This is a genomic window from Sphingomonas cannabina (assembly GCF_021391395.1).
In the GTDB taxonomy this organism is placed as follows: domain Bacteria; phylum Pseudomonadota; class Alphaproteobacteria; order Sphingomonadales; family Sphingomonadaceae; genus Sphingomonas; species Sphingomonas cannabina.
In genome coordinates this window covers 2,081,467-2,107,046 of the sequence record NZ_CP090059.1, presented here as the reverse complement: position 1 = coordinate 2,107,046, position 25,580 = coordinate 2,081,467, and the positions used below count along the sequence as shown (strand labels likewise).

Genomic DNA, 25,580 nt, shown 5'->3' with positions numbered 1-25,580 from the left:
CGCCTTAGCGCGGCTCCGCCCGCCGAGGCTAGAGCGCGATTCCCTCGGCGCTTTCCTCCTCCTCGATCGCGGCGCGGACCATCGCGCTCCACACCTCGGCGGCGTCGCCGCGCGCGGCGTTGCCGGCGGCAACCATCGTGCGGGTCGGCTCGCGCAGGGTGCGCAGGATCGCACGGGCGCGGTCGACCTCGAGCCGCCAGGCATCGTCCACCGCGTCGGACACCGGCCGTTCGGAGCCCTGAGGTCCCTCGGCATTGGGGCTCAGCGCCGCGGCGGCGATCACGCGGGCGATGCGCACGGCGGGCGGCGTCTCGGCGATGTCGGTCATCCTCTCTCTCCTCCTGCCGCCGAACGCGCCGACGGGCCCGCCGTTCCGGCTCAGCGACGGCGGCGCCAGCGGCCGAGCAGCGAGCGATCGCGCAGGATCGCGTGCGCGGCATTGTGTCCCGGCGCGCCGGTGACGCCGCCGCCGGGATGCGTGCCCGCGCCGCACATCCACAGGCCGGGGATCGGCGCGCGATAGCTGCCGTGCCCCAGCACCGGCCGCGCCGCCCAGAGCTGGTCGAGCGACATGCGGCCGTGGAAGATGTCGCCGCCGGCGAGACCGAACTTGCGCTCCAGGTCTAGCGGCGAATGGATCTGGCGGGCGGTCACCGATGCCTTGAAGCCGGGGGCATAGCCCTCGACCACGTCCAGGATCGCATCGGCGGCTGCCTCGCGCTCCTCGTCCCAGCTCCGGCCGTCCGGGAGCGTCGGCGAGAAGCCCTGACAGAACAGGCTCGCGACATGCGCGCCGGGCGGGGTGAGGCTGTCGTCGAGCGTCGAGGGGATCAGCATCTCCACCACCGGACGGCGCGTCCATCCCCGCTTCCGCGCCTCCTCGAAAGCGACATCCATATAGGCGAGCGACGGCGCGAGGATGATGCCGGCGCTGAGATGCGGCCCCGGCTCCGGCCAGGCAGTGAAGCGCGGCAGTTCGGACAGCGCGACATTCATGCGGAAGCTGCCCGAGCCCACCTGATAGGCAGCGATACGGGTGCGGAAGTCGGCGGGCAGGTCGACGGGATCGACGAGCGTCTCATAGAGCGGCTTCGGCCCGATATTGGCAACCAAGATCGGCGCCGCGATCAGTTCCCCGCTCGCGAGCTGCACGCCGGTCGCCCTGCCTCGTTCCGTCACCACGCGCGCGACCGGGGCCTCGGTACGGATCGTCACGCCCGCATCGCGGCACGCCGCCGCCATCGCCTGGGTGACCGCGCCCATGCCGCCGATCACGTGGCCCCAGGCCCCCTTCTCCCCGTTCACCTCGCCGAAGACATGGTGGAGCAGCACATACGCCGATCCCGGCGTGCTCGGCCCGGCATGGTTGCCGACCACCGAATCGAAGCCGAGCACCGCTTTCACCGGATCGCTCTCGAACCAGCGGTCGAGGAACTCGCGCGCGCTGCGGGTGAAGAGTTCGAGAAGATCGCGTTGTCCTTCGACGTCGAGTCGCCCCAATCGCCGCCCCTGCCGCGCCGCGTCGAGCAGCGTCGCGAGTCCTTCGCCGACATTGGGCGGGATGCTTAGGGCAAGATCGCGCAGCACATCGGCGATGCGGTCGAGCGCGGCGTGATAGGCCGGCAGCGCCTCGGCATCGGCGGAGGAGAATTTCGCGACTTCCGCCCGAGTCGACGCCATGCCGCCACCCATCGCCAGCGACCGCCCGTCGGGCAGCGGCAGGAAATTGGCGAGCGGGCGCAGCACGACCCGATAGCCATGCTCGCGGAGCCGCATATCGCGGATCACCTTGGGCTGGAGCAGGCTGACGGTGTAGCTCGCGGTCGAATTGCGAAAGCCCGGGGCGAACTCCTCGGTCACGGCCGCGCCGCCGACGACGGAGCGCGCCTCCAGCACGCAGACCTTCAGTCCTGCGCGCGCGAGGTAGAAGGCGCAGACCAGCCCATTGTGCCCGCCGCCGATGACAACCGCGTCGTAGCGCTGCGTCATCGGCAGTCCCGGCTCATGCCGGCGTCAGTTCGACCAGCCCCTCGCGCTTCAACTCCTCCAGCAGCGCCACTACGTCCGGACGCGCCGCCTCCGCCGCCACCTCGAATTCCTCGCTCAACGTCTCGCACAGCCGGGTGACGCTCTGTGGCGTCTCGATCAGCGCCCAGATGCGCGTCGCGGTGGGATTGAAGCCGTAGCAATAGCCCCGCTCGACATGCAGCCCGAGCAGCTCGCCGTCGACCTCCGCCTCGATCAGCCCCTCGCGCCGTGCCGCGATCATCTCGTCCATGACCCGCTCCTCGCCTGTTGCGGGCCGGATCATCTCGCGGCGGCGCGTGGCCGGTCAATCCGTTGCGTCCGGGCAAAGGCGGGAGTTGCATCCGAGTTCGATCTTTCCGTCGCCGCATCCCCGGCGGCCGCCCCCTCTTGGGCCGCCAGCCGCACCGCGCCGATCCGCACGAGCAGGATGATCGTCACCGGCCAGAACAGCGTGGCGGCGATGTCCTTCAGCGTCTCGGGCACCATCCAGGATCCGACGGCGAGCCGATCCATGACCTCGTTGGCGCCTTCCAGCAGCATCAGCGGGATCAGCGCACGCCAGTCCGTCAGCGGCCGGCGCATGACGATCAAAGTGGCGAGCCAGATCGCCAGCCCGATATAGGTATGTGCGAACTTGTCGCTGCCGCCGCAGAGTTCGGTGATATGCGCGATGATCCGAGCGTAGGCGTTTACCAGTTCCATGCCGCTCCCCTGCCCGCCTCGGGCGCAGAAAGCCAGCCCGGGGCGACAAACCGTGCCCGCGGCGGAGTCGTTTCGATCGAGAATGGAGGCCCGAGCCGGAATCGAACCGGCGTGCACGGATTTGCAGTCCGCTGCGTCACCACTCCGCCATCGGGCCCCGATCAGGTGGTGGTCGGCGCCAATGCCCGCGCCCGGGGCGGCGTGTCAACCGGATAGAGTCGTTTTCAGCTTCGCTGGATCGGCACCGGCCCGCTCCCCCACCCGGCCACCCAACGGCAGTATCTTATGGGTGGCCGGGTGGGGGAGCGGGCCGGTGCCGTAACCGTTTCAGCTCCGCTGAAACCAACTCTAGCGCCGAAACCACAGGCGGGCAGGAAGTTCTTACACCGGCTTGGCTGGGCTCCGCGAGCAGGATATGCAGCCTCGCGACAACAACTGTATTGCATGACTAAAACAGTTGTGCGACATCGAGGACGATGATGACCACGACCTTCCCCGACACCGACGCCGCCCGTCACGCCATGGTCGCCAGCCAGCTCAGGACGAGCGGCGTCAGCGATGCGCGTGTCGTCGAGGCGATGGCGGCCGTCCCGCGCGAGGCGTTCGTGCCGGGCCATGATGCGCTCGCCTATCGCGACACGCCGCTGCCGCTGCCGGGCGGGCGCAAGCAGAACCCGCCGCTCGCCACCGGACGACTGCTGACCGAGGTCGGGATCGGCGCCGGGGACAAGGTGCTGCTGATCGGCGCGACCGCCGGCTATACCGCCGCCGTGCTGGCGCGGCTGGCGCGGGAGGTGGTCGCGGTCGAGAGCGATTCGCAGCTCGTCGGAATGGCACGCGAGGCGCTGGCGGGGACCGGCAACGTCACCGTCGTCGAGGGCGATCTCGCCGCCGGCCACCCGGAGGGCGCGCCTTATGACGTGCTGCTGATCGACGGCGCGGTCGAGGTGCTGCCGGCGAGTCTTGTCGACCAGCTCCGGCCCGGCGGCCGGATCGGCACGGGCATCGTCGACCGCGGGGTGACGCGCCTCGCCTCTGGGGTTCGTACCGAAGGGGGCCATGGCCTGGCCGATTTCGCCGACATCGATTGCGCACTGCTGCCCGGCTTCGCCCGGCCGCGCGGGTTCCAATTTCCGGGATGACGATGCGACGCTTTCTTCTGACGGCCGCCGGGGGGGCGGCGATCTCGGCCCTGCTCGCGACGCCCGCGTCCGCGGACACGCTGCGCGAGGCGCTGGTGCGCGCCTATAACACCAACCCGACGCTCAGCGCGGCGCGGGCAGACCTGCGCGCGCAGGACGAGAATGTGCCGATCGCCCGGGCGGACGGCCTGCCCTCGCTGCAGACGCAGGCGGACTTCACCGAGACGATGAAGAACGCGCAGAACAATTTCCTGGCGCCGGAGCGGGCGCTCAACGCCAGCGCGAGCGTCAGCTATCCGGTCCTGAGCTTCGGCGCGGTGCGCAACTCGGTGAATGCGGCCCGCACGCGTGTGGAGGCCGGCCGCGCCAGCCTGCGCGGGACGGAGGCGGATCTCTTCACCAACGTGGTCGCCTCCTACATGGACGTGATCCGCGATGAGGCGATCGTCGCGCTCAACCAGCAGAATGTCCGCGCGCTGCAGGTCAACCTTCAGGCGACGCGCGACCGGTTCGAAGTGGGCGACCTCACCCGCACCGACGTCGCCCAGTCCGAGGCGCGACTCGCGGTGGCGGAGGGCCAGCTGCGCTCGGCCGAGGCGCAGCTCATCGCCAGCCGCGAAACCTATGTCCGCGTCGTCGGCACGCCTCCGAATGCGCTGGAGGAGCCGCCGGCGCTGCCGAACCTGCCGAGCAATCCCGACGGAGCGGTCGGCATCGCGCTCGACAACAACCCGCTGCTGCTCGCCGCGGCGAAGGCCCGCGACGCCACGCGCTATGACGTCAGTGTCGCCAAGACGGCCCGGCTGCCGCGCGTCAACGTGATCGTCGGCAGCACCTACTACAACTATCTCGGCACCCTCCCCAACGGGAGCGGTACGCCCGGCAACGGCGTCGGTGCCACCGCAGGTCTGTCGATGACCCTGCCGCTGTTCCAGGGCGGCCGCCCATCGGCGCAGGTCCGCCAGGCGCAGGCGCGGCGTTCGCAGGCGATCGAGCAGGTGACCGAGACCGAGCGCGGTGTCATCGCCCAGACCCGCTCCGCCTTTGCGAGCTGGCAGTCGGCGCAGCAGGTGATCCACAGCAGCGAGATCGCGGTCCAGGCCAACAAGCTGTCGCTGGAGGGCGTGCGCGCCGAGAACAGCGTCGGCACCCGTACCATCCTCGACATCCTCAACGCGGAGCAGGAGCTGCTCAACTCGCAGGTGACGCTGGTGACCGCGCGGCGCGACGCCTATGTCGCGGGCTTCGCGCTGCTCGCGGCGATGGGGCAGGCGGAGGCGAAGGACCTCGGCCTCGACGGCGGTCCGCTCTACGATCCGGTCGCCAATTACAACCGCGTCAAGGGCAACATCAACGATTGGGACGACGATCCCGACCCGCAACCGATCGCGACCCGCACCGTCGGAACGCCGGCGCAGACGCCTGCGATCGGCTCCAATCCTGAGCTCGACGACCCCGCGCTGCGCCGCGGAGTTGACAGCACCCCCGCGAATCCCGCAGTTACGCCCAATTAATCACGCCGCTTTCGCGTTTTAGAGGGCCCAGTTGATGGGGGACGTCGGCGCCGAGCCGAGCATGGAGGAAATCCTCTCTTCGATCAAACGCGTGATCGAGGAGAGCGAGGCCGCGCCCGCCGCGCGCAAGAACCGTCCCGTCCGCCCGATGCCTCCCCCGCCGGCCGCCGAGCGCGAGGAGGTGCTCGAACTCTCCGACCGCGCGACCACGCCGCCGGCGACGGAAGAACCGGCGAAGCCGGAGCCGATCATCTCTCCCGATGTTGCCGAAGCGACTCGCGGACCGCTCGAGACGTTGTCGCGCATGATCGTGAAGCCCGAGGTGACCGGCAGCGACACGCTGGAGGGCTTGGTGCGCGAGATGCTGCGCCCGATGCTCCGCGAATGGCTCGACACCCACCTGCCCGAGATCGTCGAAGCGATGGTCGCGCGGGAGATCGCGCGGATTTCGGGGCGTTCGCTCTAGGCTGTCCGAATGAAGCGGAATCGTGCTCCTGCGAAGGCAGGAGCCCTGAATCATGTGCGCCGCACTGCGGCCTGGGCTCCTGCCTTCGCAGGAGCGCTGACACTGCTTCAATCTGAATGAGACAGACTCCAGACTGGATCGACATTCCTAATCCTCCCCCGCCAGGGGGAGGTGGCGCCGAAGGCGACGGAGGAGGAGGAAGGCGACTCATTATCGGCTCGCTTCCTCCCCCTCCGTCACGCTCCGCGTGCCACCTCCCCCTGGCGGGGGAGGATTGAAAGCAGGCATTCCTCATCGATCTGGATGTCGATCGGCCCCATTCCGCCGCCGACCGAGCCGGATAGCCGGCAGCCCGTTACCACCGCTTGCAATGTAGGATTTCGCCTGCTTGGCTCGTCCGGTCCGAGCTGCGCATCCGAGCCGCGCAAGCGTCGGCCCGTTCTTTGATCTCGTCGATCTTGTTCATGCCGCGTCGCCGTCGCGTAGGCGTCGCGCCAGTGTCGCGCGACCGTCGCGCCGGTGTCGCATGGGTGTCGCATGGGTGTCGCATGGGTGTCGCGTCGTCGTTGCGCCCGCGTCGCCTATCTGTCGCCTTCGTGTAGCGTTCCGAGCGGACCGGTTCGTACACACGTGCCCGAGTCAATTTAGTCAACATTTCCGGGCGCCCTGATACCGCAGACGCCATCCGGAACGGGGTCGTTCTACCCGTGACTTTCGTGACCTTCGACGGATTTCCACGGTTTTCCGGCGCCTGCCCCAGGCCCTGCGACCAGCGCCTGCCGGTCGGCCACCGCCCCTCGCATGCGGCGGAACGGGCAAGTCGAGCCTCAGGCGTCCACGCCTGATTGATTGACGGCGCCCCATACCGTATAGGCGCGCCCTTCCCGCCCCGGCCCGGGTTACGTCCCGTGCGGCCGGGGCTGCTCTTTTTCCAAGGGGACCGTCGCCGATGGCTCGCCGCCGCCAGATCTACGAGGGCAAGGCCAAGATCCTGTACGAGGGTCCGGAGCCGGGCACGCTGATCCAGTACTTCAAGGACGACGCGACCGCCTTCAACGCGCAGAAGAAGGGGACGATCAGCGGCAAGGGCGTCCTCAACAACCGCATCTCCGAGCATATCTTCACGCTGCTCGCCAACATCGGCGTGCCGACGCACTTCATCCGCCGGCTCAACATGCGCGAGCAGCTGATCCGCCAGGTCGAGATCGTGCCGATCGAGGTGGTGGTGCGCAACGTCGCCGCCGGCTCGCTGTCCAAGCGTCTCGGGATCGAGGAAGGCACCCAGCTCCCCCGCACGATCATCGAATATTGCCTGAAGGACGACGCGCTCGGCGACCCGATCGTCAGCGACGAGCATATCCTCTGCTTCGGCTGGGCGAGCCAGGACGAGCTCCACGACATCGCCGACCTGGCGATCCGGGTGAACGACTTCCTCTCGGGCCTGTTCGCCGGGATCGGCATCCGCCTGGTCGACTTCAAGCTCGAGTTCGGGCGGATCTGGGACAACGACTACGGCCGCATCATCCTGGCCGACGAGATCAGCCCGGACAATTGCCGGCTGTGGGACATGACCACCAACGAGAAGCTCGACAAGGACCGCTTTCGTCGCGACCTCGGCGGGGAGGTCGAAGCCTATCAGGAGGTCGCGCGCCGGCTGGGCCTGCTGCCCGAAGGCGCCGATTCGGCGGTGCTCGACCTCGAAACGCACCGGAAGCGCCGCGGCAAGTAAGCCCGTTTTCGGCGCCGTTCCGGAGGCAATCTTCAACGGCGCTTAGCCCCGTCCGCCTCATCCTCCGCCCGATCCGACGGGCAGGACAGGAGAGGTTCGGACATGCGCTGCCTGGCCTTGATCGCGGCGATGCCGTTGATCCTGTCCACGCCTCCCGCGGCGGCGCAGGAGGCGGTCGCCACGGCCCCGGCATCTCTGCAGCTTCTCGCCCAGGCCGAGGCGCTCGTCCAAGCGAAGCGCTTCGCCGATGCCGAACCGCTGATCGCCGCCCTCTCCCGATCGCCGGAGATGCGGCTCCAGGCCCGCTTCCTCGCCGGCTATGCCGCTGCCGAACAGGGCGACTACAAGCGCGCGTCCGAGCTGTTCAAGGCGATCCTGGCCGACAATCCGGGCCAGACCCGCGTCCGGCTCGAGCTGGCCCGCGCGCTGATCGGGCTCGGCAAGACCGCGAGCGCCGACCGGCAGCTGAGGATCGCGCAGCAGGACGACGATCTGCCGCCCGACCTCGCCCGCATCATCCGCGGCGTGCGCGAAGTGATCCGATCGCAGCGGCCGTGGCGGCTCGACATGGACTTCGGCATCGCGCCCGACAGCAACATCAACGGCGCCACCTCGGCCGACCGGATCACCATCCAGCTCGGCGAGATCACCCTGCCCGTCGCGCTCGACGACTCGATCAGGGCACGCTCGGGCACCGGGCAGGTCGCCAGCCTCAATGCCGGCGTACGGCTGCCGGTGTCGGGCAAGACGGCGATGCTGGTCGACCTCAACGGCAGCGGCAGCAACTACAGGGGCTCGGAGTTCGACGACTATCTCGTCCAGCTCGCCGCCGGCCCGCAGCTCAACCTCTCCGACGACGCGAGCCTGTTCGGCCAGCTCGTCGGCGCGCAGCGCTGGTACGGCGGACGAAGCGTCACCCGTCAGATCGGCACCCGTCTCGGCGGCCAGCTTGCGGTGGCGGACAAGACCCGCCTCGGCATCCAGTTCGACGCACGGCGCACAACGGCGCTGTTCGACCGCGCCTTCAGCGGCTGGCAATTGGGACTCTATGCCAATGCCGAGCGGTCGGTCTCGCAGTCGCTGGTCGTCACCGGCGGCCTGTTCGCCCGCCGAGACCTGCTGCGAACGCCGATCTACTCCAACGCCGAGCTCGGCGGCTCGCTCGGCCTGGGCGGCTCTTTGCCGCTCGGGATCAGCTTCGTGCTGAACGGCGTCGTATCGCACGCGAGTTACGACGCGCCCCTGACGATCTTCTCGCCCGATCCGCGCAAGGACTGGCGGCTCAGCGGCGGTCTGTCGCTCGGCGCCCGTAAGTTCAATTATATGGGCTTCTCCCCCTCGGTGCAGCTCAGCTATTCGCGGACGGAGTCCACCCTCCCCTTCTTCGCCAGCGACCGCCTGCGCCTCCGCCTCGCCCTCGCGCGCTATTTCTGACCGGAATCGTCACCCCGGACTTGTTCCGGGGTCCACCGGGCAGCAAATACAGGCTTCCCGGTTCCAGCCGGAGCCTCGGTGCCTGTCTTCGCGGAGGAGTGGATGCCGGAACAAGTCCGGCATGACGATTGAGGTCTGTTCCAGCCTTGCCCTCGCCGCGCCGAGGCGCCATAGGCGCGTGCCATGAAACTCCGCATCGTGGTGACGCTCAAGAACGGCGTGCTCGACCCGCAGGGCAAGGCGATCGAGCATGCCCTCGCCGGCCTCGGCTTCTCCGGCGTGGATCAGGTCCGCGCCGGCAAGGTCTTCGAGCTCGACGTCGCCGACGGCACGTCCGACGCCCAGATCGACGAGATGTGCCGCAAGCTGCTCGCCAACACGGTGATCGAGAATTATCGCGTGGAGAAGGCGGCATGAAGACAGCGGTGATCGTCTTCCCGGGCTCCAATTGCGACCGGGATCTGGCGGTCGCGCTGGAGGAGGTGACGGGCAAGCGGCCGGACATGGTCTGGCATGGCGAGACCGAGCTTCCCGACCGCCTCGGCCTGATCGCGCTGCCGGGCGGCTTTTCCTACGGCGATTACCTGCGCAGCGGCGCGATGGCGGCGCGCTCGCCGGTGATGCGCGCGGTGGTCGAGGCGGCCGGGCGCGGCGTGCCGGTGCTGGGCGTATGCAACGGCTTCCAGGTACTGACCGAGGCGGGGCTGCTGCCCGGCGCGCTGATGCGCAATGCCGGGCTCGATTTCGTGTGCCGCGACGTCACGCTGACGGTCGAGAACAGCCAGAGCCTGTTCACCAGTCGCTACCGCTCGGGCGAGACGCTGAGCGTGCCGGTGGCGCACCACGACGGCAATTTCTTCGCCGACGACGAGACGCTCGACCGGCTTGAGGGCGAAGGCCGCGTCGCCTTCCGCTATGGCGAGGCCGTCAACGGCTCGGCACGGTCGATCGCTGGCATCCTCAATGCCGAGGGCAATGTGCTCGGCATGATGCCTCACCCCGAGCGCAAGATCGAGGCGGCGCACGGCGGCACCGACGGGCGGCGGCTGTTCGAGGGGCTGCTCGAAGCGGTTGGCTGACCGTCCTAGCTGCGAGCCTTTCTACCGAACACGCTCGTCCATCGCGCCAGCAGCGTGATCGCGGCCGGCCAGAACAGCGTGTTCCAGATGTCGTGCCAGTTGCCCCAGAAATCGATTCGCGTGCGGAAGACGACGCTGTCGCGAACGTCCCAGATCTCTCCCGCCAGCGCGACGACCGCCACCGCGATCAGCGGCTTCCAGCTGCCGATCCGCCAGCGCAGCACCAGCAGCGTCGCGAGGAACACCGTCAGCCCGACATAGATATGCAGCGCGTCCTTCGCGAGATGGACGTGGCTGATCAGCCAGACCTTGGCCGCCTGGAGATCGCTCATACCCGCGCCGAGAAAGGGGTGAAGTCGGTGCCGCGGTCGAACACGTCGACGCCCTCGCGGCGCTTGAGGAAGCCGACCACCGCATAGGTGACGGGGGTCAGCACGATCTCCCAACCGACCTTCAGCGCCCAGTTGGTGACCAGCACCGTCACCACCTGGCTCGTCGGCCAGACGCCGAGGAAGGCGAGCGGATAGAAGATCAGGCTGTCGGCCGCCTGGCCGAACACGGTCGATCCGATCGTGCGGCTCCACAGCATCCGGCCGCCGGTCACCAGCTTCATCTTGGCGAGCACGAAGCTGTTGACGAACTCGCCGACCCAGAAGGCGACGACCGAGGAGAACACGATCCGCGGCACCTGACCGAACACCGCCTCATAGGCTGCCTGGCCGGTCCAGCCCTCGGCAGGCGGCAGACTCACCACCACCCAGCTCATCAGCGCCATGAACACCACCGCGACGAAGCCCGCCCAGATGCACCGGCGCGCGCGGGCATAGCCGTAGACTTCGGTCAGGACGTCGCCGATCACGTAGGAGATCGGAAAGAACAGGATGCCGGCGCCGAACACGAATCCGCCGATGGTGGCGACCTTGCCCGCGCCGATCACGTTCGACAGCAGCAGGATCGCGACGAACGCCGCCATCACGAAATCGAAATAGCGGAAATGCCCGCCCGAAACCTCGCGCGCGTCGACCGCGGCCGGTGCTGCCCCTTCGCTCATGCGGAACATCTATGAAGGTGGTTCCGCGGCCGCGCAATCCACGCTAATCGCCGCGGCGGGCGCCCGTAGCTCAGCTGGATAGAGCACGTGCCTTCTAAGCTCGTGGTCGCAGGTTCGAATCCTGCCGGGCGCGCCATTTCGGTTCAAAGCTACGAACGCCTAGCACCGCCGCCTCTACGCCCGAGGCGGCGGTTAGCGTTCGGAGCAGCTCGCTTCTCAGCCCGCGGATGCGGACCTCCTTCTTGCTCACCACTTCCACCCGCTGCGCGACGGCTCGCACCTGATCGCGGGCGAACGTCCCATCGCCGTTCCGCAGCTTCTTGCGCAGAGCGGCCGCAAAGGCGCGCAAGCTCTCCGGCGTGATCGCCGGGCCGATTTTCACGACATGCGCCAGCGCGCGCTCGGCATCGCCCCTGGCCTGATCTCGCGTGGCGGTCAGCTCGGCGATGCGATCCTTGAGTGAGGAGTCGGTCACGTCGATGACGCCGTTCTCAATCGCATCATAGAGCCGCTTGAGCTTCGCTTCCGCCTCGGTCGCACGCCGTTCAAGGTCGGCGACGTGCTCGCGACGCTGGTTCACCCACTCGTCGCGCCGTTCGAGGATCTGATCCATCAGAGCTTCGAGACGCTCCGGGTCGAGCAGCCGGCCTTCAATATGATCGACTACGGCCTCGTTGAGCCGATCCATCGGTACAGTGATGCCAGGGCAACCCTCCGCTCCCTGCCGCGCCTTGGTCGAGCAAGTATAGTAGCGATATTCACGCCCCACTCGGCTGGTGCCGGTTCGCAACGTCATCGCGCCGCCGCAGCACGCACAGAAGCAGATGCCGGTGAGCAGCGTCGGGCCGCCGACCGCCATCGGCGGCATCATCTTCGGGCTACGCGCCTTAAGCGAGCGCTGGACAGCCTCGAACTCCGCTTCCGAGACGATCGCGGGCACTTCCATAACGGCGTGCTCGCTCTCGGGCTTCGGCGTTCTCGTCTTATGATCGCGGGTGTTGAAGCGGTGCTGGCCGATATAGGTCGTGCGGGTGAGAACCTGATGCACCGCACCCAAGCCCCAGCGCCCGCCGTCGCGGGTGCGGATGTTGTTCTCGTTGAGCCAAGCGGCAATCGACTTTAGGCCCATAGGCCCGCAGTTATCGACGCCGTTCAGCGCCATACGGTAGATGCGCCGCACCGTCTCGGCCTGGATCGGATCGACCTCCAGCTTCTTCTTGATCTTCGCGCCACGCTCTCCGGCCGCGACTACGCGATAGCCGATCGGCGCACGAGCCCCGTTCCAGAAGCCCTGCCGTGCGTTCTCCTTCATCGCCCGCAGCGTGTGCTTGCCATTCTCCTTCGACTGATATTCGTCGAACAGCGTCATGATCTGGCGCATCATCACGCTCATCGGATCGTCGCCGAGGTCCTGCGTGATTGAAACCAGCTTCACCCCGTTCTTCGCCAGCTTGCGGACGTAGAACTCAAACTGAAACTGATCGCGGAAGAATCGCGAGAAGCTGTGGACGACGATGACGGTGAACGTCGGCGGCTTGGCCATCGCCGCGTCAATCATTGCCTGAAATGCCGGCCGACGATCGTCGGTCGCGGTGTTGCCCGGCTCCACGAACTCGGCGGCAATCTCCCAGCCGCGTGACAAGCAATAGCCTTCGATCTGGCGGCGCTGGTCGGGGATCGACAGGTCGCTTTCGGCCTGCCTGCCAGTGGAGACGCGAAGATAGAGCGCGGCACGGGCCGTCACCGCGACCGGCGCCTCATCCTCATCTCGTCGCAGGGCGGCGCTGGTCATGACACTTCACTCCTCAATCCTTCACGACAGCGGTCCGAACAACATATCCAGCTCTTGGCGCATATGGCCTTCGATCGCGCGCAGCTCCGCGTCACCGATCGGAACTTGCGCTGGCCAATCATCGGTGACGATGATCGGCCCGTCATCCTCGCGCGACCGGCGCGAAGCCCGGCGCGGCGCCACGCGATTGGTGTAATCGTGTAGGTCATCCGGGCATTCAGCCCAGCGACGAGGCGTGCGGCGGCGGAGCTTGCGAGGAAGGGCCATAGCAGCAGGCTGCCGCGCGCCGGCATCCCGCGCAAAGCCTCCCGCGCGGCGAAGCGCAGATAGGGGCGCGCTGCGGCGGGTGTCATGCTTCGCCCCACGGATCGACAACCGTGATTCCGCAATCGGCGAAATCACGGACGTTGCGAGTCGCCAACCGCGCGCCGCGCGAGCGCACGATCGCCGCAATCTGTGCATCGATCTGGCTGATCGGCTTGCCACCCTGTTTCCGCCCGGCGGCGATGTCCGGGTACGCAAGGGCTGCATCGCTATCGAACGGCAGGACACGCCCGGCCAGATCGACATCGAACATCGGGCGCGCAGCCGCCAGCAGGTCGTCCCGGCGACGTCCCTCGGGAAGCAGCGCCAGACCGTAGAAGATTTCGGCCTGCGTCAGCGTGGTCGTGAACACGCCCGCCATTGGTTGCTCTGCCATCCACGCCAAGACCCTCCGCTCGGGTTCGCGTCGCATCAGCTCGGAAATGACGTTGGTGTCGAGGACGATCATTCGCCAAAGTCCACCGGCGGCCGGATGGCCTGGCGCGGCACGTCAGGCAGATCGACGCCGCCTAGCGCACGAAAGCGCTCATGGATGGCCTGACCCAGATTGCGAGGCCGCGGGATTTCGGTTGAGAGCGCCGAACGCAGGATATCGCGGGCCTCGTCTTCCATCGAGCGGCCGTGCATCGCCGCGCGCAGGCGCAGGCGATTCTTGATCGCATCATCGATGTTTCGGATCGTCATGACCGCCATGTTCGCCTCCGTAAGTCATTGACTGCATATTAGTCGATGAGGCCGAAAACACAAGGAGGGCTCGGAGCGTTACCTTGGAACGCTTACGCCAGCCGAGGTGCCGGATTTGAAACTGGGGAGGTCAATGACTGCATCATTCGGGCCTCCAGGCCTGGCGGTGATACGTGCACTAAAGAATGCGACCGAATTGGCAGATTGGGCTCGCAGTGAAGGGTTTCGCCACCTGCGCCCGACATTTTGGCATGCGACGGTGATCTTCACAGACAGCAATTCACCGACGTTCGAGCTCGACCCGCATGAGCTCCACATCGAACCCGGTCATGACCGCCAGGTGCGACGTATGGGCGGGCTGATCGCTCTGAGCTTTCAGTCGCCTGCACTAATGGCTCAACATGTCATCAACACCGACCGGCGCACCTATCATCTGGAGCTGCGCGCCACGGTCGCGACCTATATGGCGTCGGTGAGCTGGACCTACCCGCAGGACCAGCTCATCGCCTTGCAGGCGAGCAACGCCGCCGCCACGAGCGCCGCGCCGGCGGCGACGGGCGTCGACGTGTCCGCGCTTAATTTCCGCTATCGCATCGAAGGCGACCGCGCGCCGTGGCGTCCGGTTCGCGCGTTCGATGACGGACGGCAGGTGTTCATCGAATTTCCAGCCGGGATCTCGCAGGGCGAGATGCCGCCGCTGTTCGTGACGGGTGCGGCAGGCGACGCCCAGTTGGTCAATTACCGCGTGCAGGGCCGCTATATGGTGGTCGATCACCTGTTCGCCGCCGCCGAGCTGCGCCTGGGCGACCGGCGCAGCGAACAGCGCGTCCGCATCGTGCGCGACGATGGACGGCGGGGGCGGCCGTGAGCGATCCGATCTACACTCCGTCTGCTGCGCCCGCCGCGCCGCGCTCCGATAGCCAAGCCTTTCAGCTTCGCGGCGACCCGCCGCGCGTCATGCGTCTGTCACGCAAAGCGCTCGCCGTCGTCGGCGTCGCCGCTGGCCTCGGCATCGGCGGCTCGCTGATCTACGCACTCAAGCCTGCCGGCGAGCGGCAGGCCGAGGAACTCTACAACACCGAGAGCCGACCCACGGCCGAGACCATCACGTCCGGGCCGCGCGATTATGCGCAGGCGCCCCGGCTGGGTCCGCCGCTTCCCGGCGATCTCGGTGGCCCGATCGTTTCCGCCCAGCAGCGCGGCGAGAATGTGCCGGTGCCGCCGGTCGGCGCACAGCCGGGGCAGCCCGATCCGCGTGCTCAGGCGGCTGAGGCCGCGCGCCAGCGCACGCAACAGGAGCGCGACGCCGCCCGCACGAGCGGCGTGTTCCTCGGCGGCAGCTCGGCCAATGCTGGCGGAACTGCCGCAGCGCCGACGCTGGCGCTGCCCGATCCGGCCGCCCAGCAGCCACAGCAGGCCGCAGCGCAGGGCGACCAGGCCGCCAAGCGCGCCTTCATGGCCCAAGCGTCCAATCAGCGCACGGTGAGCGTCGAGCGGCTCGTGGCGCCAGCGTCACCCAACATCGTGCAGGCCGGCGCCGTCATTCCGGCCGCGCTCATCACCGGCATCCGTTCCGACCTGCCCGGCCAGATCACCGCGCAGGTCACGGCCAACGTCTACGACAGCCCCACAGGCCGCATCCTGCTCATTCCGCAGGGTGCGCGGCTCATCGGCGAATATGACAGCGAGGTCGCCGCCGGGCAGACCCGCGTGCTGCTTGCCTGGGATCGCCTCATCATGCCGGATGGGCGCTCGATCGTTCTCGAGCGCCAGCCCGGCGCGGATGGTGCAGGGTTCGCAGGACTACAGGACCGCGTGAACCAGCATTGGGGCAATCTGCTCCGGGCGGCCGCCGTCTCGACGCTGCTCGGCGTCGGCGCTGAGCTGGGCGCGGACAGCGAAGACGACCTGACCCGCGCCCTGCGCCGCGGATCGCAGGATACCATCAATCAAACTGGCCAACAGATCGTGCGACGGCAGCTCAACGTGCAGCCGACGCTCACCATCCGGCCGGGCCACCCGTTGCGCGTGGTCATCACCCGCGACCTGGTGCTCGAACCCATCGGAGCGACGCGATGACGAAATTGAAGCTGGGGCCACTCGCCGACGACCGGCCGGTGAAGCTCACCGTGGAACTTCCCGCCGCCGTCCACCGCGATCTCGCAGCCTATGCCAGCGCGCTGGCGGCGGAGACCGGGGGCGAGGCCGTGACGCCGGAGAAGCTGGTTGCGCCGATGCTCGCGCGGTTCATGGCGAGTGACCGCGGATTTGTGCGCCGACGGCGTGACGCAAAAGGCTGATCGCCGCGGAGGATCAGTTGCCGAGGAAGCGCCTGCGGCGTTCAGCCGCATCGACCTTGATGATCGCTTCTTCGGCCGTGGCGCATTCGCCGCCACGGACCGAGCCGTCGCGGCATCCTGCAGCGACCTGACGGGCCTCGTCGATATTCGCCATGAAATACTGCGTCCCACGCGCCTCGCTCGATACAGGGGCCGCAGGCGGAGCGGTAGCGGCTATCGCGGCTTGCTGCGCTGGCGCGATCACTGGCCGCAAGAAAAATCCGCCCGAGAAACCTAAAACCAAGGTGACGAGCACGATAATGATAATCTTTCCCTGCAACATCTCGAAAACTCCCGGAACTGACTATGTAATTTACTGTGTTTTCAGAGATGAATCAAAAGACAGCGCATATCTCGTCTTGATGAATCCGAGAAATCGCCGCATTGCGGGATTGCTGTTGTCATCGCGCCAATAGCCTGAACAGCCCGCCAGCGCTGGCCCCTGTTCGCCGTGTATTGGTCGATAGATAACCTCAGGATAATGCGCGCCCGTCGACCCCTCGCAGACGATGCTCACACCGGAACTGCCGCCGAGGATGCTCAGGATCGTCTCGCGGCTCGACCGATGCATCCTGATGTCAGGCTTGGCGCCGGACACCGACAGCCGTCCAAGCAGCATGTCGCGCATCTCCGGACCGGGATCGCCGACAGGCAACAGGAAGCGCTCGCCTCTGAGATCGGTCCAGTGAACCACGTCTCGTTCCGCGAGCGGATGAGATACCGGTAGCGCGACCAGCATTCGTTCGCTCCACAACGGCTCGCATCGGAATCCGTTATGACTGGCTGCACCCATCAGGATCGCAACGTCGATTTCGCCGGTGTCGAGACCGGCGAGTAAAACGCTGCGATTGGCCTCGATGCATTCTACCTCGACGTCGGGATGCGCCTCATGCCAACTCATCAGCGTCGCACGAAGGTTGCCCGCTGCAACCGAGCTGTTGTGCCCAAGCATCAGGCCGCCAGCGCGGCCTGCGCTGGCGTCCTACGACGGAGTGGACGATCGACGCGGGCTTCATGCTGCAGGATATCGACACGCGCGACAGTCAATATGTCCTGGCGAACGAAGAGGCACTGACCCGCGACAACACTGTCGCCGAGCCCACCGACAACGACTTCAGGATGGCCCAGCTCTCCGTCGAGGGGAAGCTCGGCAGCCTGCGGCTCGTCTCTGCCACCAGCTTCGTGGACCAGGGATTCGATTATGCCCTGGATGCCAGTGATGCTGCTACGAGCTTCGGACTGGCCGGCACCGCTCGGTTCGAGGACAACCGCGCCTACTCGATCTTCAATCAGGAGCTTCGCCTGTCGCCGGCCGGCAAGAGCCGGTGGCTGGTCGGGGCCTCCTACCTGCGAGCGACAACCAAAGGCGCCTCCGTCATTAGCGGAGACACGGGAGCATCACAGACCGTCGAGACACTGGATCGGAGGACGACGGAATATGCTCTTTTCGGGGAGGCGACATGGCGCCTCTTCACGAGGATCGATGCGACCGTCGGCGCGCGCCTCTCCCGATCCGTTTCCCGGGATTTCGCCACCCGGCAATCCGGACAACAATCGCTCAGGCGCGACAGGACGCTGGTGTCGCCCAATGTTTCGCTCTCCCTGCCGTTGGACGACGGTCAGGGCATCGTTTATCTGCGTTATGCGCGCGCGAAGCGCCCGGGCGGATTGGCTCCATCCAGCGAGAATGCGACGGGCGTGTACAAAGCCGACAAGCTGGGCACGATCGATCTGGGCATTCGACGGACGGTGGCCGAGGAGCGCCTATCCTTTTCGTCTAGCGCCTATTACACCCGCTGGGACAGGATCCAGTCGGACTATCTGCTGCCTAATGGCCTCGTCTCCACACGCAACGCCGGACGGGCCTCCATTTTCGGGTTCGAAGCCAGTCTGGACTGGCAACCGGGCGAGGGAATCCGCATCGCAGCCGGAGGTGCCGTACAGCATGCGCGTCTGACCCGCGCACCGGACGGAACCGAACTGGACGACCGTCGCGTACCGGTCGTGCCGGCCCTCACCGGAAGACTGTCGGTTGCCAAGACGATCTCGCTGTCAGCTTGGCACGGACAGGCAGCCGTGCAGGCCAATTACATCGGCAACGCGCGCCTGAGTTTCGACAGCGACCTGGATCGGCCGATGGGGAACTACACCGACCTTTCGGCGCACGCGGAGCTTTCGAGAGGAGCCTGGACCATCGGCGCCAGGCTCAACAATCTCCTCGACATACAGGGAGACAGCTTTGCTTTCGGCAATCCCTTTTCAATCAGGAAGAGGCAGCAGTTCACCCCCGTGCGTCCACGGACTGTCATTCTGTCCGTGACGCATAGTTTCTAGGCTTCGTCGCAGCCATGTCGCTGGGCAGTGGGCAGCACTCTCTGCTCAACTCATATCGCGCCGATGATCGCGTCCGCATGACCGCCGCACCAAGTCGCCAGATCGGGGAGCGAGAAAGGCGAAGAAGACGTCTCGGCGGTCGAGGATCTGATGCGCGAGCGTGGTGCTTCGCCGGATATTGATCGTCTATGCCGAAACCTCCCCTCGCCTTGTGCGTGAAGCCGCCGGCATCGATACCGGTGCGCTCCGGGAGGCCGCCGCTCTCTTCCGAGCGTTCGGTGAGGACTATCACGAACGCAATCTCGAGGAGGGCTTCCTCTTTCCCGAGCTGCGGCGCTCGGCGGCGATGCCGGCGATCCGGTCGACGCCCTGCTGATGCAGCACCGGCGCGGACGCGAGCTCACCGGCTATATCCACGAGACCGCGCGCATCGGGTCGATCGAGCGGCGGCTCGGCATCGGCGGTCTTTCGAGCTTCACCGCCGCCCGGTGACGGCACGCCCACGGCGTACGTGCGGCGTTCGGCGCCGCGAACGAAACCGCGCCAACGGCCCGCGAACCGGCGAACGATCCGCCGCATCGGCGGGAACCGGCGCGCTTGCGCAGCGTAGCCTTCATGCGGACGAAACATCTTCGACCCGGAGGACCGCGCCATGACCATTGCCCCCAAGCTTCGCCAATTCCTCGACCTCAGGGACGTGACCTACGATCTGGTCGAGCACCCGCCGACCCAATCCGCCATGCAGAGTGCGGCCGAGGCGCATATCCCGCCGAACCGGATGGCCAAGGCTGTACTGCTCGAGACCAGGGATGGACCGCTGCTCGCGGTGCTGTCCGCCGACCGGCGGATCGAACTCGCCGACCTCAGGGACGATATCGGGGAGAAGCCGCAACTCGCCGACGAGGACGAGGTCTCCGCAATCTTCACCGGCTGCGAGCCGGGCGCAGTGCCGCCGATGGGATTCGGCGTGCCGCTGATCGTCGACATGCATCTCTCGGACGAGCCGGAGGTCTATTTCGAGGCCGGCGATCACCGGTCGCTGATACGGCTCGATCACGGCGAGTTCATGCGGCTGACCCGCCGCGCGCGTCATGCGAGCTTCGGCACGCCCTGGTCGCTGATCGAATAGCGTCGAGCATCGGCGACACGTCGGGAAATTTGACGGTTCGCGGGAAATATCCCGCGCGCGCGTGCGTTCATGCGGCACCGGTGCCGCGCGCTTTGACGCGGCGCCAATCATAGGAGGATGTCATGAGGCGGACCTTGGTCATGGCGGCCGCCGGTCTCGTGCTCGCCGCCCCCGCGGCGGCAGGCCAGAAGCACGACCTCGATGCCGACAAGAATGGTCAGATCACCCGCGCCGAGTTCGACGGGCATGTCGCGGCGCAATGGGCGGACAAGGACAAGAACGGCGACGGTCAGCTGACGCGCGACGAAGCCGGCGCGAAGGATGCTGCCGATTGGACTGCCGCGGATACGGACGGCAACGGCACGCTCTCGCAGGCGGAATTCACCGCGAAGAAGTCGGCTTGGTTCACTCGGGCCGATACCGACGGCAACGGTACGCTTTCCACCGCGGAGGCAACGGCAGCAAAGGCCGCAAAGCCGCGTCGTTGAGGACGAGCGCATAGCTAGGCGGCCGCGTCCGCATCGGTTTCGCCGCGCTATTCGCCCCGGCAAGGGGATTCGTGATCGCGCTGTCGCGAATGGCGGCGATGGCCGCGTCGCGCTCGACGTCTCGATCCAGGGCTATATCCGCGCCTGGTCGCGCTGCTCGACAGCGACGACGAGAAGGAAACGAGGGCCGATCGCTATGCTCAGAGTGACGCGGTAGCCGAGGGCAGTCGGCTCCGGTTCCGCCGACGCCAGCGGCGTCACCGCAGCTGGCAGATATCGATCACGTCCATGTCATTGTAATCGAGATTCTCGCCGGCCATCGCCCAGATGAAGCTGTAATTGCGCGTGCCGGAACCCATGTGCACCGACCAGGGCGGAGAGATCACGACCTCCTCGTTGCGCATCACGATATGCCGCAGGTCGTCCGGCTGCCCCATGTAGTGGAAGACCCGATCGTCCTCCTCCAGATCGAAATAGAGGTAGATCTCCGACCGCCGCTCATGGACGTGCGGCGGCATCGTGTTCCAGACGCTGCCGGGATCGAGCCGGGTCAGGCCAAGGCATAGCGCGGCGCTCCCGCAGACATGCGGCAGGATCAGCTGATAGATCGTGCGCCGATTGGAGGTCTCAAGATCGCCGCGCTGGAGCGGGCTGGTGTCGGCAGCGGTGATCCTGCGCAGGGGAAAGCGCGCGTGCGCCGGCACCGACAGCAGGTAGAAACGCGCGCCCTCCCCGGCGAAGGTCACGCTGCGGGACCCCATGGGCACGTACAGCGCCTCATATTTCGCCAGCTGGATCGCTTCGCCGTCGACGGTGACGAGCCCCTCGCCGGCGCCGATGTTGACGACCCCCAGTTCCCGCCGTTCGAGCAGAGGATGACCCGCCGCGCTCTCGGGCTCGGTCTGGTCGGGCAGCGCGAGCGGCTTACCGGCCGGCACCGCACCCCCGATCACGAAGCGCTCGCCGTGCGAATAGGTCAGCACGACCTCGCCAAGCCGGAACAGTCCCGAGACGAGGTGCCGGTCGCGCAGCGCCTCGTTCGACGCCCCCGCCATCATGTCCGGATGCGTCGCGTAATAGGTTTTTTCGTACAAAATCGTCCTCGCCGGTCAGCGCGTGCGTTTGTCGAGCGCCGCGACCTGGGTCGCCGCGAGCAGGAAGGCGCCGACGCCGTAATATTGGGTGTCGGCCGCCTCGACCTTGTCCGGGCGGTCGCCCACCTGCTGCACATATCCCAGCCGCCCGTCGGGCTGGATAGCGCGAAGCAGAGCGGCCCATCCGCGCCGGACCGTCGGCTCATAATCGCTGCGCGGCAGCAGCCCCGCGTTGATCCCCCAGGCCAGCCCATAGGTGTAGAAGGCGGTGCCGCTCGTCTCGGGCGGCGAGCCCTCCGGCGCGAGCAGCGACGGCGCCCAATAGCCGTCCGGCTTCTGCAGCTGCCTGATGCGGGCCGCCATCTGCAGGAACAGCGCCTCCATCTTGCGCCGTTCGGGACTGGCCTTGGGAAGCTGCGGGATGATGCGCGCCAGGCCGCCGAAGACCCAGCCGTTCCCGCGGCTCCAGAACATCTTCCGACCCTGGGCGTCGCGGCGCTCGAAGAAGCGGCTGTCGCGATAGTAGAGGTGCTCGACAGGATCGTAGAGGAAGTCGGTGGTCGCCCAGAACTCGCGCAGCGCGAAGTCGCGATAGCGGCGGTCTCCCGTCTGGCGCGAAAGCTCGAAGAAGGCGGGCGGCGCCATGAACAGCGCATCGCACCAGCACCAGCGCGTCAGGCATTCGGTGGAGGAATAGCCGTCCTTGGGTACATAGAAGGCCAGTGTCGTGACCGCCGGCTTGGTCACGACCAGGTCGAAGGTGCGGCGCGTCGGCGCCCGCGCAGCTGGACCGGCGCCGTTCGCGGCGGCCCAGAGGTAGGCCTGGGTGATGGCATGGTCGTCGGCGAAATAGGGCTTCTCGCCGGGGAGCCACTGGTTCGCGCGTCCCATGTCGAGGATGGCTTGCCGTATCCGCGGCGGGCCACCCGCGTCGGCGAGCGCGGTCATGCCGACCCAGAACACCGCCTGCTCCCAGGCGCGCGGCTTGCGGGTCTCGCTCGTCGCCTGGGAGATGCCATGACCGTTCATCCGGTCGAGCTGCCAGTCGGCAAGACGGATCGCTGCGTCGAGGGCAGACGCGGGCGCCTCTGCCGGCGCAGCTTGCGCGAAGGCGGCGGCGGGCGCGGCGAGCAGCAGGGCCGCCGCGAGAGCGGATAGCTTCATTCCCTTCTCCGGAAATCAAACAAGGGGGCGCCCAGCGGACCGGGCGCCCCAGGGAGGAGCCTAGAATTTCCCACGGACGCCGAACGAGATCGTCGTGCCGTTGAAGAATGAATTGTCGCGGCGCGTCGAGCCATTGCCCTTCGGCTGGTTGGGGTTGGTGTAGTAGGTGTAGAGATTCTCGTTGGTGATGTTCAACGCATCGATGCGCAGCTCGACCAGATCGTTGACCTTGTAGCTGATCGTGCCGTCGAGGAACGCCTGCGGGGCGACATAGGGGATCTGGTCGTTGCCGTTGTTCTGCGACGTGATGCCCGTCTTCGCGCGGTAATTGTAGGAGCCGCGGATCGAGAACGGCCCCTTCTCGTAGAAAGCCGTCACGCTGTACGTATAATCCGGGACGAACTGGATCGAGATACGATCTCCGTTCGTCAGCACGAATTCGTCGCCGGACTGGTCGATCAGCGTGAAGCTGCTGGTGATGCCGAGGCCGTCGAACGGCTTGGGCAGGAAGGTGAAGTTCTGCTGATAGGCCAGCTCCAGCCCCTTCAGCTTCAGCCTGCCCTGGTTAACCCAGATCGTGCGGCGGAACAGGTAATTGGGATCGATGACGCCGTTTACGCAGGCCGGGGAGCCGAGCGAGGCGCAGTTGAAGGCGCTCGAAGGCAGGCCGACCTCGCTGAACGGGACATAGTCGAACACCTGGGTCGCGCGATCGACGATGTTCTTCTGGAACACGCCCGCGCTGAGCAGCCCACCCGGCGCGAAATACCATTCGAGGCCCGCATCGTACTGCGTGGCAATCTGCGGACGCAGGTTCGGATTGCCGACGGTGTATTCGGCGTTGAAGATGTTCGGCACGTTGGTGCCGGTCGCGATATAGGACAGCGCCGCGCGGGTGATCGTCTGGCCTCCGGACGCGCGCAGGACGAGCTTCGGCGTGATGTCGAACGCCAGGCTCGCCGAGGGGAGAAGGTTCTGATACCCACCCTTGCGCTGCACCGGAGCGAAGTTGCCGCCGCCGATGCTCTGATAATTGTCGATGATCGTGCGGGTATCGGAAAAGCGCATGCCGAAGTTGCCGCGCAGCGCATGGCTGCCGACCGGGATCTTGAAGCTGGTCTCGAAGAACGCCGACTTGACGATCTCCTCCGCGTTGAAGGCGGCGTTGAGACGGACCGGCGCCTGCCGGTTCGCACCGTTCGCATCCAGCACGTCCATCACGAACGAACGCGGGAAAGTCGCGAACTGCGACGGATAGCCGGAATTCCCGCCGTTGGTCAGCTCGCCGAACTGGATATACGGGTCCATGTACGAAAAGACGCCGGCCGGGTTGCTGGCGAAGGTGCCGCCGTTCGGCAGCGGAGTAGCGGTGGCGATGCTGGTGCCGTCCTGCCGCGAGATCCTCTTGGTGGTCGAGACATAGCTGCCGCCGAGCTTGAGCGACAGCAGCTGGTCGCCGGTGTCGACCGGGGTCCAGTCCAGCACGGCCCGGGCGGTCTTCTCCCGGTCCAGCTCGTCGTTGATCGCGAAGCCGAGCGACGGCGACGAATATCTGCTCGTATCGGTGAAATCGACCGGCGAGCTGATCGTCGGATAGCTCACGTTGCCGCTGGGATCGAAGGTGGTGGTGATGCCGAAGATGTTCGAGATGATGCGGTTCTCGGAATAGACCGCCTTGCTCTCGCTGATATTGCCCTGGGCCGAGAGCGTCATCGTGTCGGTGAGCTTGTAGGACGCTCGCACGATGCCGTATTTGAACCGGGTCTTGGCGTCGCGGAAGAAGCTCTCCGTCAGGATACTCGAGTTCCCGAACGTGCCGTAGAGGTTGTTGTATTCGTCGAGGTGCACGTCGAGCGGGATGAGGCCCGAATGGTTGCCGGTGCCGGGCGGAGCGGTACTGCCGGCGACGGTCCGCGAGTTGCGCACCGGCACGCCGAAGGTGAACTCGTCCGTCTGGTCGGTCAGCCGCGAGAAGATGCCGTCGACGCTCGCCTCGAAACGGTCGCTCTTGTACTGAAGCGATCCGACGAAGCCGAGACGCTCGCGCTCGTTGTTCGAGGCGAAGACGCGATAGAAGCGCGGCAGATAGCCGTTCTCCACCTGGGCACGGGTCAGGCCGCCGAAATTGGCGAGCGGGTTGTCGAGGTCCAGCTCGAACTGGAACGGCCCGCTCGTGTTCGCGGGCGGCGCGGGCGTGTAATAGGGACGGCGACCGAGCGCCGACGAATTATAGCCGCCGGTGGACTGGAAGCCCGACCGCTCGTTGACGTTCTTGGCATAGGCCACGCCGAACAGCGCACCGAAATTGCCCCAGGTATCGCTGAGCAGCAGCGACCCGCGCGGGCGCCATTCCTTTGACTGGGTGTTGTAATTGGCCTGCGCCGTGTAGCGGATCACCCGGCCGCTGTTGTCGAACGGCCGGGGCGTCTGCAGGTCGACGTTGCCGCCGATGCCGCCTTCCTCGAGATTGGCGAGCGGCGTCTTGTAGACGTCGACCCGCCCGAACAGCTCGGACGGGAAGACGTCGTAGTTGAAGTCGCGCGCCGAAGTGCCGACGTTCATCGCCGAGGTCGTGCGCACCGGCGCGCCGTTGATCGTCGTTACGGTGAATTCCGAGCCGAGGCCGCGGATGCTGATCCGCTGCCCTTCGTTGGATGCGCCGTCGCGCGACAGGATGACGCCGGGAATGCGCTGAAGCGAATCGGCGACGTTCGCCTCCGGGAACTTGCCGATATCCTCGGCCACGATCGAATCGCGGAAGCCGATCGCCTCGCGCTTGAGTTCGATCGCCTTGCTGAGGCTGCCGCGGAAGCCGGTGACGATGATGTCGTCCGCCGACGCATCGGCCTGATCGCCGCTCGCGGGCGCATCCTGCGCGGAAGGCTGACCCGGCTCGATGCCCGATTGCTGCGCATAGGCAGGTCCGGCTGCAAGGGTGATGGCAAGCGCGCCCGCCGAAACAGCCGACGCCAGAATCGATTTCCCCATGTCTCTCTCCCGTCACGTTCGCGGTGCAGGCCGCGCGTGCCGCTCTTGTATGATAACTTTTGGCGATCCAGTCAATTGTCAGACTGTTTCGGGGAGATA

Annotated in this window: 28 protein-coding genes, 2 tRNA genes and 1 pseudogene; 15 read left to right on the top strand and 16 right to left on the bottom strand. The window is 66.7% G+C overall.

Annotation, left to right across the window (positions count from 1 at the left end):
- Positions 1-28: 28 nt before the first annotated feature.
- From LZK98_RS09995 to LZK98_RS09975, 5 genes are all read right to left on the bottom strand, one after another.
- Positions 29-328, bottom strand: a complete 300-nt coding sequence (locus LZK98_RS09995) for a hypothetical protein (RefSeq protein WP_233786398.1) — start codon at positions 326-328, stop codon at positions 29-31.
- 50 nt (positions 329-378) lie between these two features.
- Positions 379-1,989 carry a phytoene desaturase family protein gene (locus LZK98_RS09990; RefSeq protein ID WP_233786397.1) on the bottom strand — a complete coding sequence of 537 codons (1,611 nt, stop codon included), beginning with the start codon at positions 1,987-1,989 and terminating at the stop codon, positions 379-381.
- A gap of 13 nt (positions 1,990-2,002) precedes the next feature.
- The gene (locus LZK98_RS09985; RefSeq protein ID WP_233786396.1) at positions 2,003-2,278 is read right to left on the bottom strand and encodes a PqqD family protein; all 276 of its coding nucleotides are present in this window, start codon (positions 2,276-2,278) and stop codon (positions 2,003-2,005) included.
- A gap of 29 nt (positions 2,279-2,307) precedes the next feature.
- The gene (locus LZK98_RS09980; RefSeq protein ID WP_233786394.1) at positions 2,308-2,847 is read right to left on the bottom strand and encodes a hypothetical protein; all 540 of its coding nucleotides are present in this window, start codon (positions 2,845-2,847) and stop codon (positions 2,308-2,310) included.
- Positions 2,814-2,887 (bottom strand) — tRNA-Cys (locus LZK98_RS09975). The genes LZK98_RS09980 and LZK98_RS09975 overlap by 34 nt, the downstream gene beginning before the upstream one ends.
- A gap of 322 nt (positions 2,888-3,209) precedes the next feature.
- On the opposite strand from LZK98_RS09975, the gene LZK98_RS09970 reads away from it, so the two are divergent.
- From LZK98_RS09970 to purQ, 7 genes are all read left to right on the top strand, one after another.
- On the top strand, positions 3,210-3,872 hold the full coding sequence (locus LZK98_RS09970) for a protein-L-isoaspartate O-methyltransferase family protein (RefSeq protein ID WP_233786393.1): 663 nt from the start codon (positions 3,210-3,212) through the stop codon (positions 3,870-3,872).
- A gap of 2 nt (positions 3,873-3,874) precedes the next feature.
- A complete protein-coding gene (locus LZK98_RS09965; protein WP_406694134.1) occupies positions 3,875-5,386 on the top strand; it encodes a TolC family outer membrane protein in 1,512 nt (503 codons plus the stop codon).
- Between the two features lie 34 nt (positions 5,387-5,420).
- On the top strand, positions 5,421-5,852 hold the full coding sequence (locus LZK98_RS09960; RefSeq protein WP_233786391.1) for a DUF2497 domain-containing protein: 432 nt from the start codon (positions 5,421-5,423) through the stop codon (positions 5,850-5,852).
- Between the two features lie 949 nt (positions 5,853-6,801).
- Complete coding sequence (purC, locus tag LZK98_RS09955; RefSeq protein ID WP_233786390.1) at positions 6,802-7,581, top strand: phosphoribosylaminoimidazolesuccinocarboxamide synthase; 780 nt, start codon at positions 6,802-6,804, stop codon at positions 7,579-7,581.
- 102 nt (positions 7,582-7,683) lie between these two features.
- Positions 7,684-9,015: a surface lipoprotein assembly modifier gene (locus LZK98_RS09950; protein WP_233786388.1), complete on the top strand. Its 1,332-nt coding sequence runs from the start codon at positions 7,684-7,686 to the stop codon at positions 9,013-9,015.
- A gap of 183 nt (positions 9,016-9,198) precedes the next feature.
- Positions 9,199-9,432 (top strand): phosphoribosylformylglycinamidine synthase subunit PurS, encoded by a 234-nt coding sequence (gene purS / locus LZK98_RS09945; RefSeq protein WP_233786386.1) that lies wholly within the window; start codon positions 9,199-9,201, stop codon positions 9,430-9,432.
- Positions 9,429-10,094: a phosphoribosylformylglycinamidine synthase subunit PurQ gene (gene purQ, locus LZK98_RS09940; RefSeq protein ID WP_233786384.1), complete on the top strand. Its 666-nt coding sequence runs from the start codon at positions 9,429-9,431 to the stop codon at positions 10,092-10,094. The genes purS and purQ overlap by 4 nt, the downstream gene beginning before the upstream one ends.
- Before the next feature lie 5 nt (positions 10,095-10,099).
- Here the strand turns inward: purQ and LZK98_RS09935 are convergent, their stop codons facing one another.
- Together LZK98_RS09935 and LZK98_RS09930 are read right to left on the bottom strand one after the other, a co-directional pair.
- Positions 10,100-10,426 (bottom strand): hypothetical protein, encoded by a 327-nt coding sequence (locus LZK98_RS09935; protein ID WP_233786382.1) that lies wholly within the window; start codon positions 10,424-10,426, stop codon positions 10,100-10,102.
- On the bottom strand, positions 10,423-11,145 hold the full coding sequence (locus LZK98_RS09930) for a queuosine precursor transporter (RefSeq protein WP_233786380.1): 723 nt from the start codon (positions 11,143-11,145) through the stop codon (positions 10,423-10,425). The genes LZK98_RS09935 and LZK98_RS09930 overlap by 4 nt, the downstream gene beginning before the upstream one ends.
- A 59-nt stretch (positions 11,146-11,204) precedes the next feature.
- On the opposite strand from LZK98_RS09930, the gene LZK98_RS09925 reads away from it, so the two are divergent.
- Positions 11,205-11,281, top strand: a tRNA-Arg gene (locus LZK98_RS09925).
- Here the strand turns inward: LZK98_RS09925 and LZK98_RS09920 are convergent.
- From LZK98_RS09920 to LZK98_RS09905, 4 genes are all read right to left on the bottom strand, one after another.
- Positions 11,240-12,937 carry a recombinase family protein gene (locus LZK98_RS09920; protein WP_233786548.1) on the bottom strand — a complete coding sequence of 566 codons (1,698 nt, stop codon included), beginning with the start codon at positions 12,935-12,937 and terminating at the stop codon, positions 11,240-11,242. The genes LZK98_RS09925 and LZK98_RS09920 overlap by 42 nt on opposite strands.
- A 21-nt stretch (positions 12,938-12,958) precedes the next feature.
- Complete coding sequence (locus LZK98_RS09915) at positions 12,959-13,204, bottom strand: hypothetical protein (protein WP_233786378.1); 246 nt, start codon at positions 13,202-13,204, stop codon at positions 12,959-12,961.
- Positions 13,205-13,286: 82 nt separating this feature from the next.
- Positions 13,287-13,709 carry a type II toxin-antitoxin system VapC family toxin gene (locus tag LZK98_RS09910; protein WP_233786376.1) on the bottom strand — a complete coding sequence of 141 codons (423 nt, stop codon included), beginning with the start codon at positions 13,707-13,709 and terminating at the stop codon, positions 13,287-13,289.
- The gene (locus LZK98_RS09905) at positions 13,706-13,954 is read right to left on the bottom strand and encodes a FitA-like ribbon-helix-helix domain-containing protein (protein ID WP_233786375.1); all 249 of its coding nucleotides are present in this window, start codon (positions 13,952-13,954) and stop codon (positions 13,706-13,708) included. The genes LZK98_RS09910 and LZK98_RS09905 overlap by 4 nt, the downstream gene beginning before the upstream one ends.
- A 388-nt stretch (positions 13,955-14,342) precedes the next feature.
- Between LZK98_RS09905 and LZK98_RS09900 the strand changes: the two are divergent.
- The 3 genes and pseudogenes from LZK98_RS09900 to LZK98_RS09890 form a co-directional block, all read left to right on the top strand.
- Positions 14,343-14,813 (top strand): annotated as a pseudogene (locus LZK98_RS09900) (TrbG/VirB9 family P-type conjugative transfer protein); the annotation flags it as partial.
- Positions 14,810-16,024: a TrbI/VirB10 family protein gene (locus tag LZK98_RS09895; protein WP_233786373.1), complete on the top strand. Its 1,215-nt coding sequence runs from the start codon at positions 14,810-14,812 to the stop codon at positions 16,022-16,024. The pseudogene LZK98_RS09900 and the gene LZK98_RS09895, both read left to right, overlap by 4 nt.
- Positions 16,021-16,245, top strand: a complete 225-nt coding sequence (locus LZK98_RS09890; protein WP_233786372.1) for a DUF2274 domain-containing protein — start codon at positions 16,021-16,023, stop codon at positions 16,243-16,245. The genes LZK98_RS09895 and LZK98_RS09890 overlap by 4 nt, the downstream gene beginning before the upstream one ends.
- A 13-nt stretch (positions 16,246-16,258) precedes the next feature.
- Here LZK98_RS09890 and LZK98_RS09885 read toward each other — a convergent pair whose 3' ends face one another.
- On the bottom strand, positions 16,259-16,567 hold the full coding sequence (locus LZK98_RS09885; protein ID WP_233786371.1) for a hypothetical protein: 309 nt from the start codon (positions 16,565-16,567) through the stop codon (positions 16,259-16,261).
- 30 nt (positions 16,568-16,597) lie between these two features.
- Positions 16,598-17,236, bottom strand: coding sequence for a LysR family substrate-binding domain-containing protein (locus tag LZK98_RS09880; protein ID WP_233786370.1), 639 nt, complete (start codon positions 17,234-17,236; stop codon positions 16,598-16,600).
- 62 nt (positions 17,237-17,298) lie between these two features.
- On the opposite strand from LZK98_RS09880, the gene LZK98_RS09875 reads away from it, so the two are divergent.
- The 4 genes from LZK98_RS09875 to LZK98_RS09860 all read left to right on the top strand — a co-directional run bounded on the left by LZK98_RS09875 (position 17,299) and on the right by LZK98_RS09860 (position 20,235).
- A complete protein-coding gene (locus tag LZK98_RS09875; RefSeq protein WP_233786369.1) occupies positions 17,299-18,618 on the top strand; it encodes a TonB-dependent receptor domain-containing protein in 1,320 nt (439 codons plus the stop codon).
- A gap of 178 nt (positions 18,619-18,796) precedes the next feature.
- The gene (locus LZK98_RS09870; protein WP_233786368.1) at positions 18,797-18,994 is read left to right on the top strand and encodes a hypothetical protein; all 198 of its coding nucleotides are present in this window, start codon (positions 18,797-18,799) and stop codon (positions 18,992-18,994) included.
- A gap of 276 nt (positions 18,995-19,270) precedes the next feature.
- Positions 19,271-19,747: an aminoacyl-tRNA deacylase gene (locus LZK98_RS09865; protein ID WP_233786366.1), complete on the top strand. Its 477-nt coding sequence runs from the start codon at positions 19,271-19,273 to the stop codon at positions 19,745-19,747.
- A 122-nt stretch (positions 19,748-19,869) separates the two neighbouring features.
- Positions 19,870-20,235, top strand: a complete 366-nt coding sequence (locus tag LZK98_RS09860) for an EF-hand domain-containing protein (protein ID WP_233786365.1) — start codon at positions 19,870-19,872, stop codon at positions 20,233-20,235.
- Between the two features lie 257 nt (positions 20,236-20,492).
- Here LZK98_RS09860 and kduI read toward each other — a convergent pair whose 3' ends face one another.
- From kduI to LZK98_RS09845, 3 genes are read right to left on the bottom strand one after another with little or no spacing between them, the layout of a single operon-like run.
- Positions 20,493-21,329: a 5-dehydro-4-deoxy-D-glucuronate isomerase gene (kduI, locus tag LZK98_RS09855; protein ID WP_233786363.1), complete on the bottom strand. Its 837-nt coding sequence runs from the start codon at positions 21,327-21,329 to the stop codon at positions 20,493-20,495.
- Positions 21,330-21,344: 15 nt separating this feature from the next.
- Positions 21,345-22,493 carry a glycoside hydrolase family 88/105 protein gene (locus LZK98_RS09850; RefSeq protein ID WP_233786362.1) on the bottom strand — a complete coding sequence of 383 codons (1,149 nt, stop codon included), beginning with the start codon at positions 22,491-22,493 and terminating at the stop codon, positions 21,345-21,347.
- Positions 22,494-22,553: 60 nt separating this feature from the next.
- Positions 22,554-25,481: a TonB-dependent receptor gene (locus LZK98_RS09845; protein WP_233786361.1), complete on the bottom strand. Its 2,928-nt coding sequence runs from the start codon at positions 25,479-25,481 to the stop codon at positions 22,554-22,556.
- Positions 25,482-25,580: the final 99 nt, after the last annotated feature.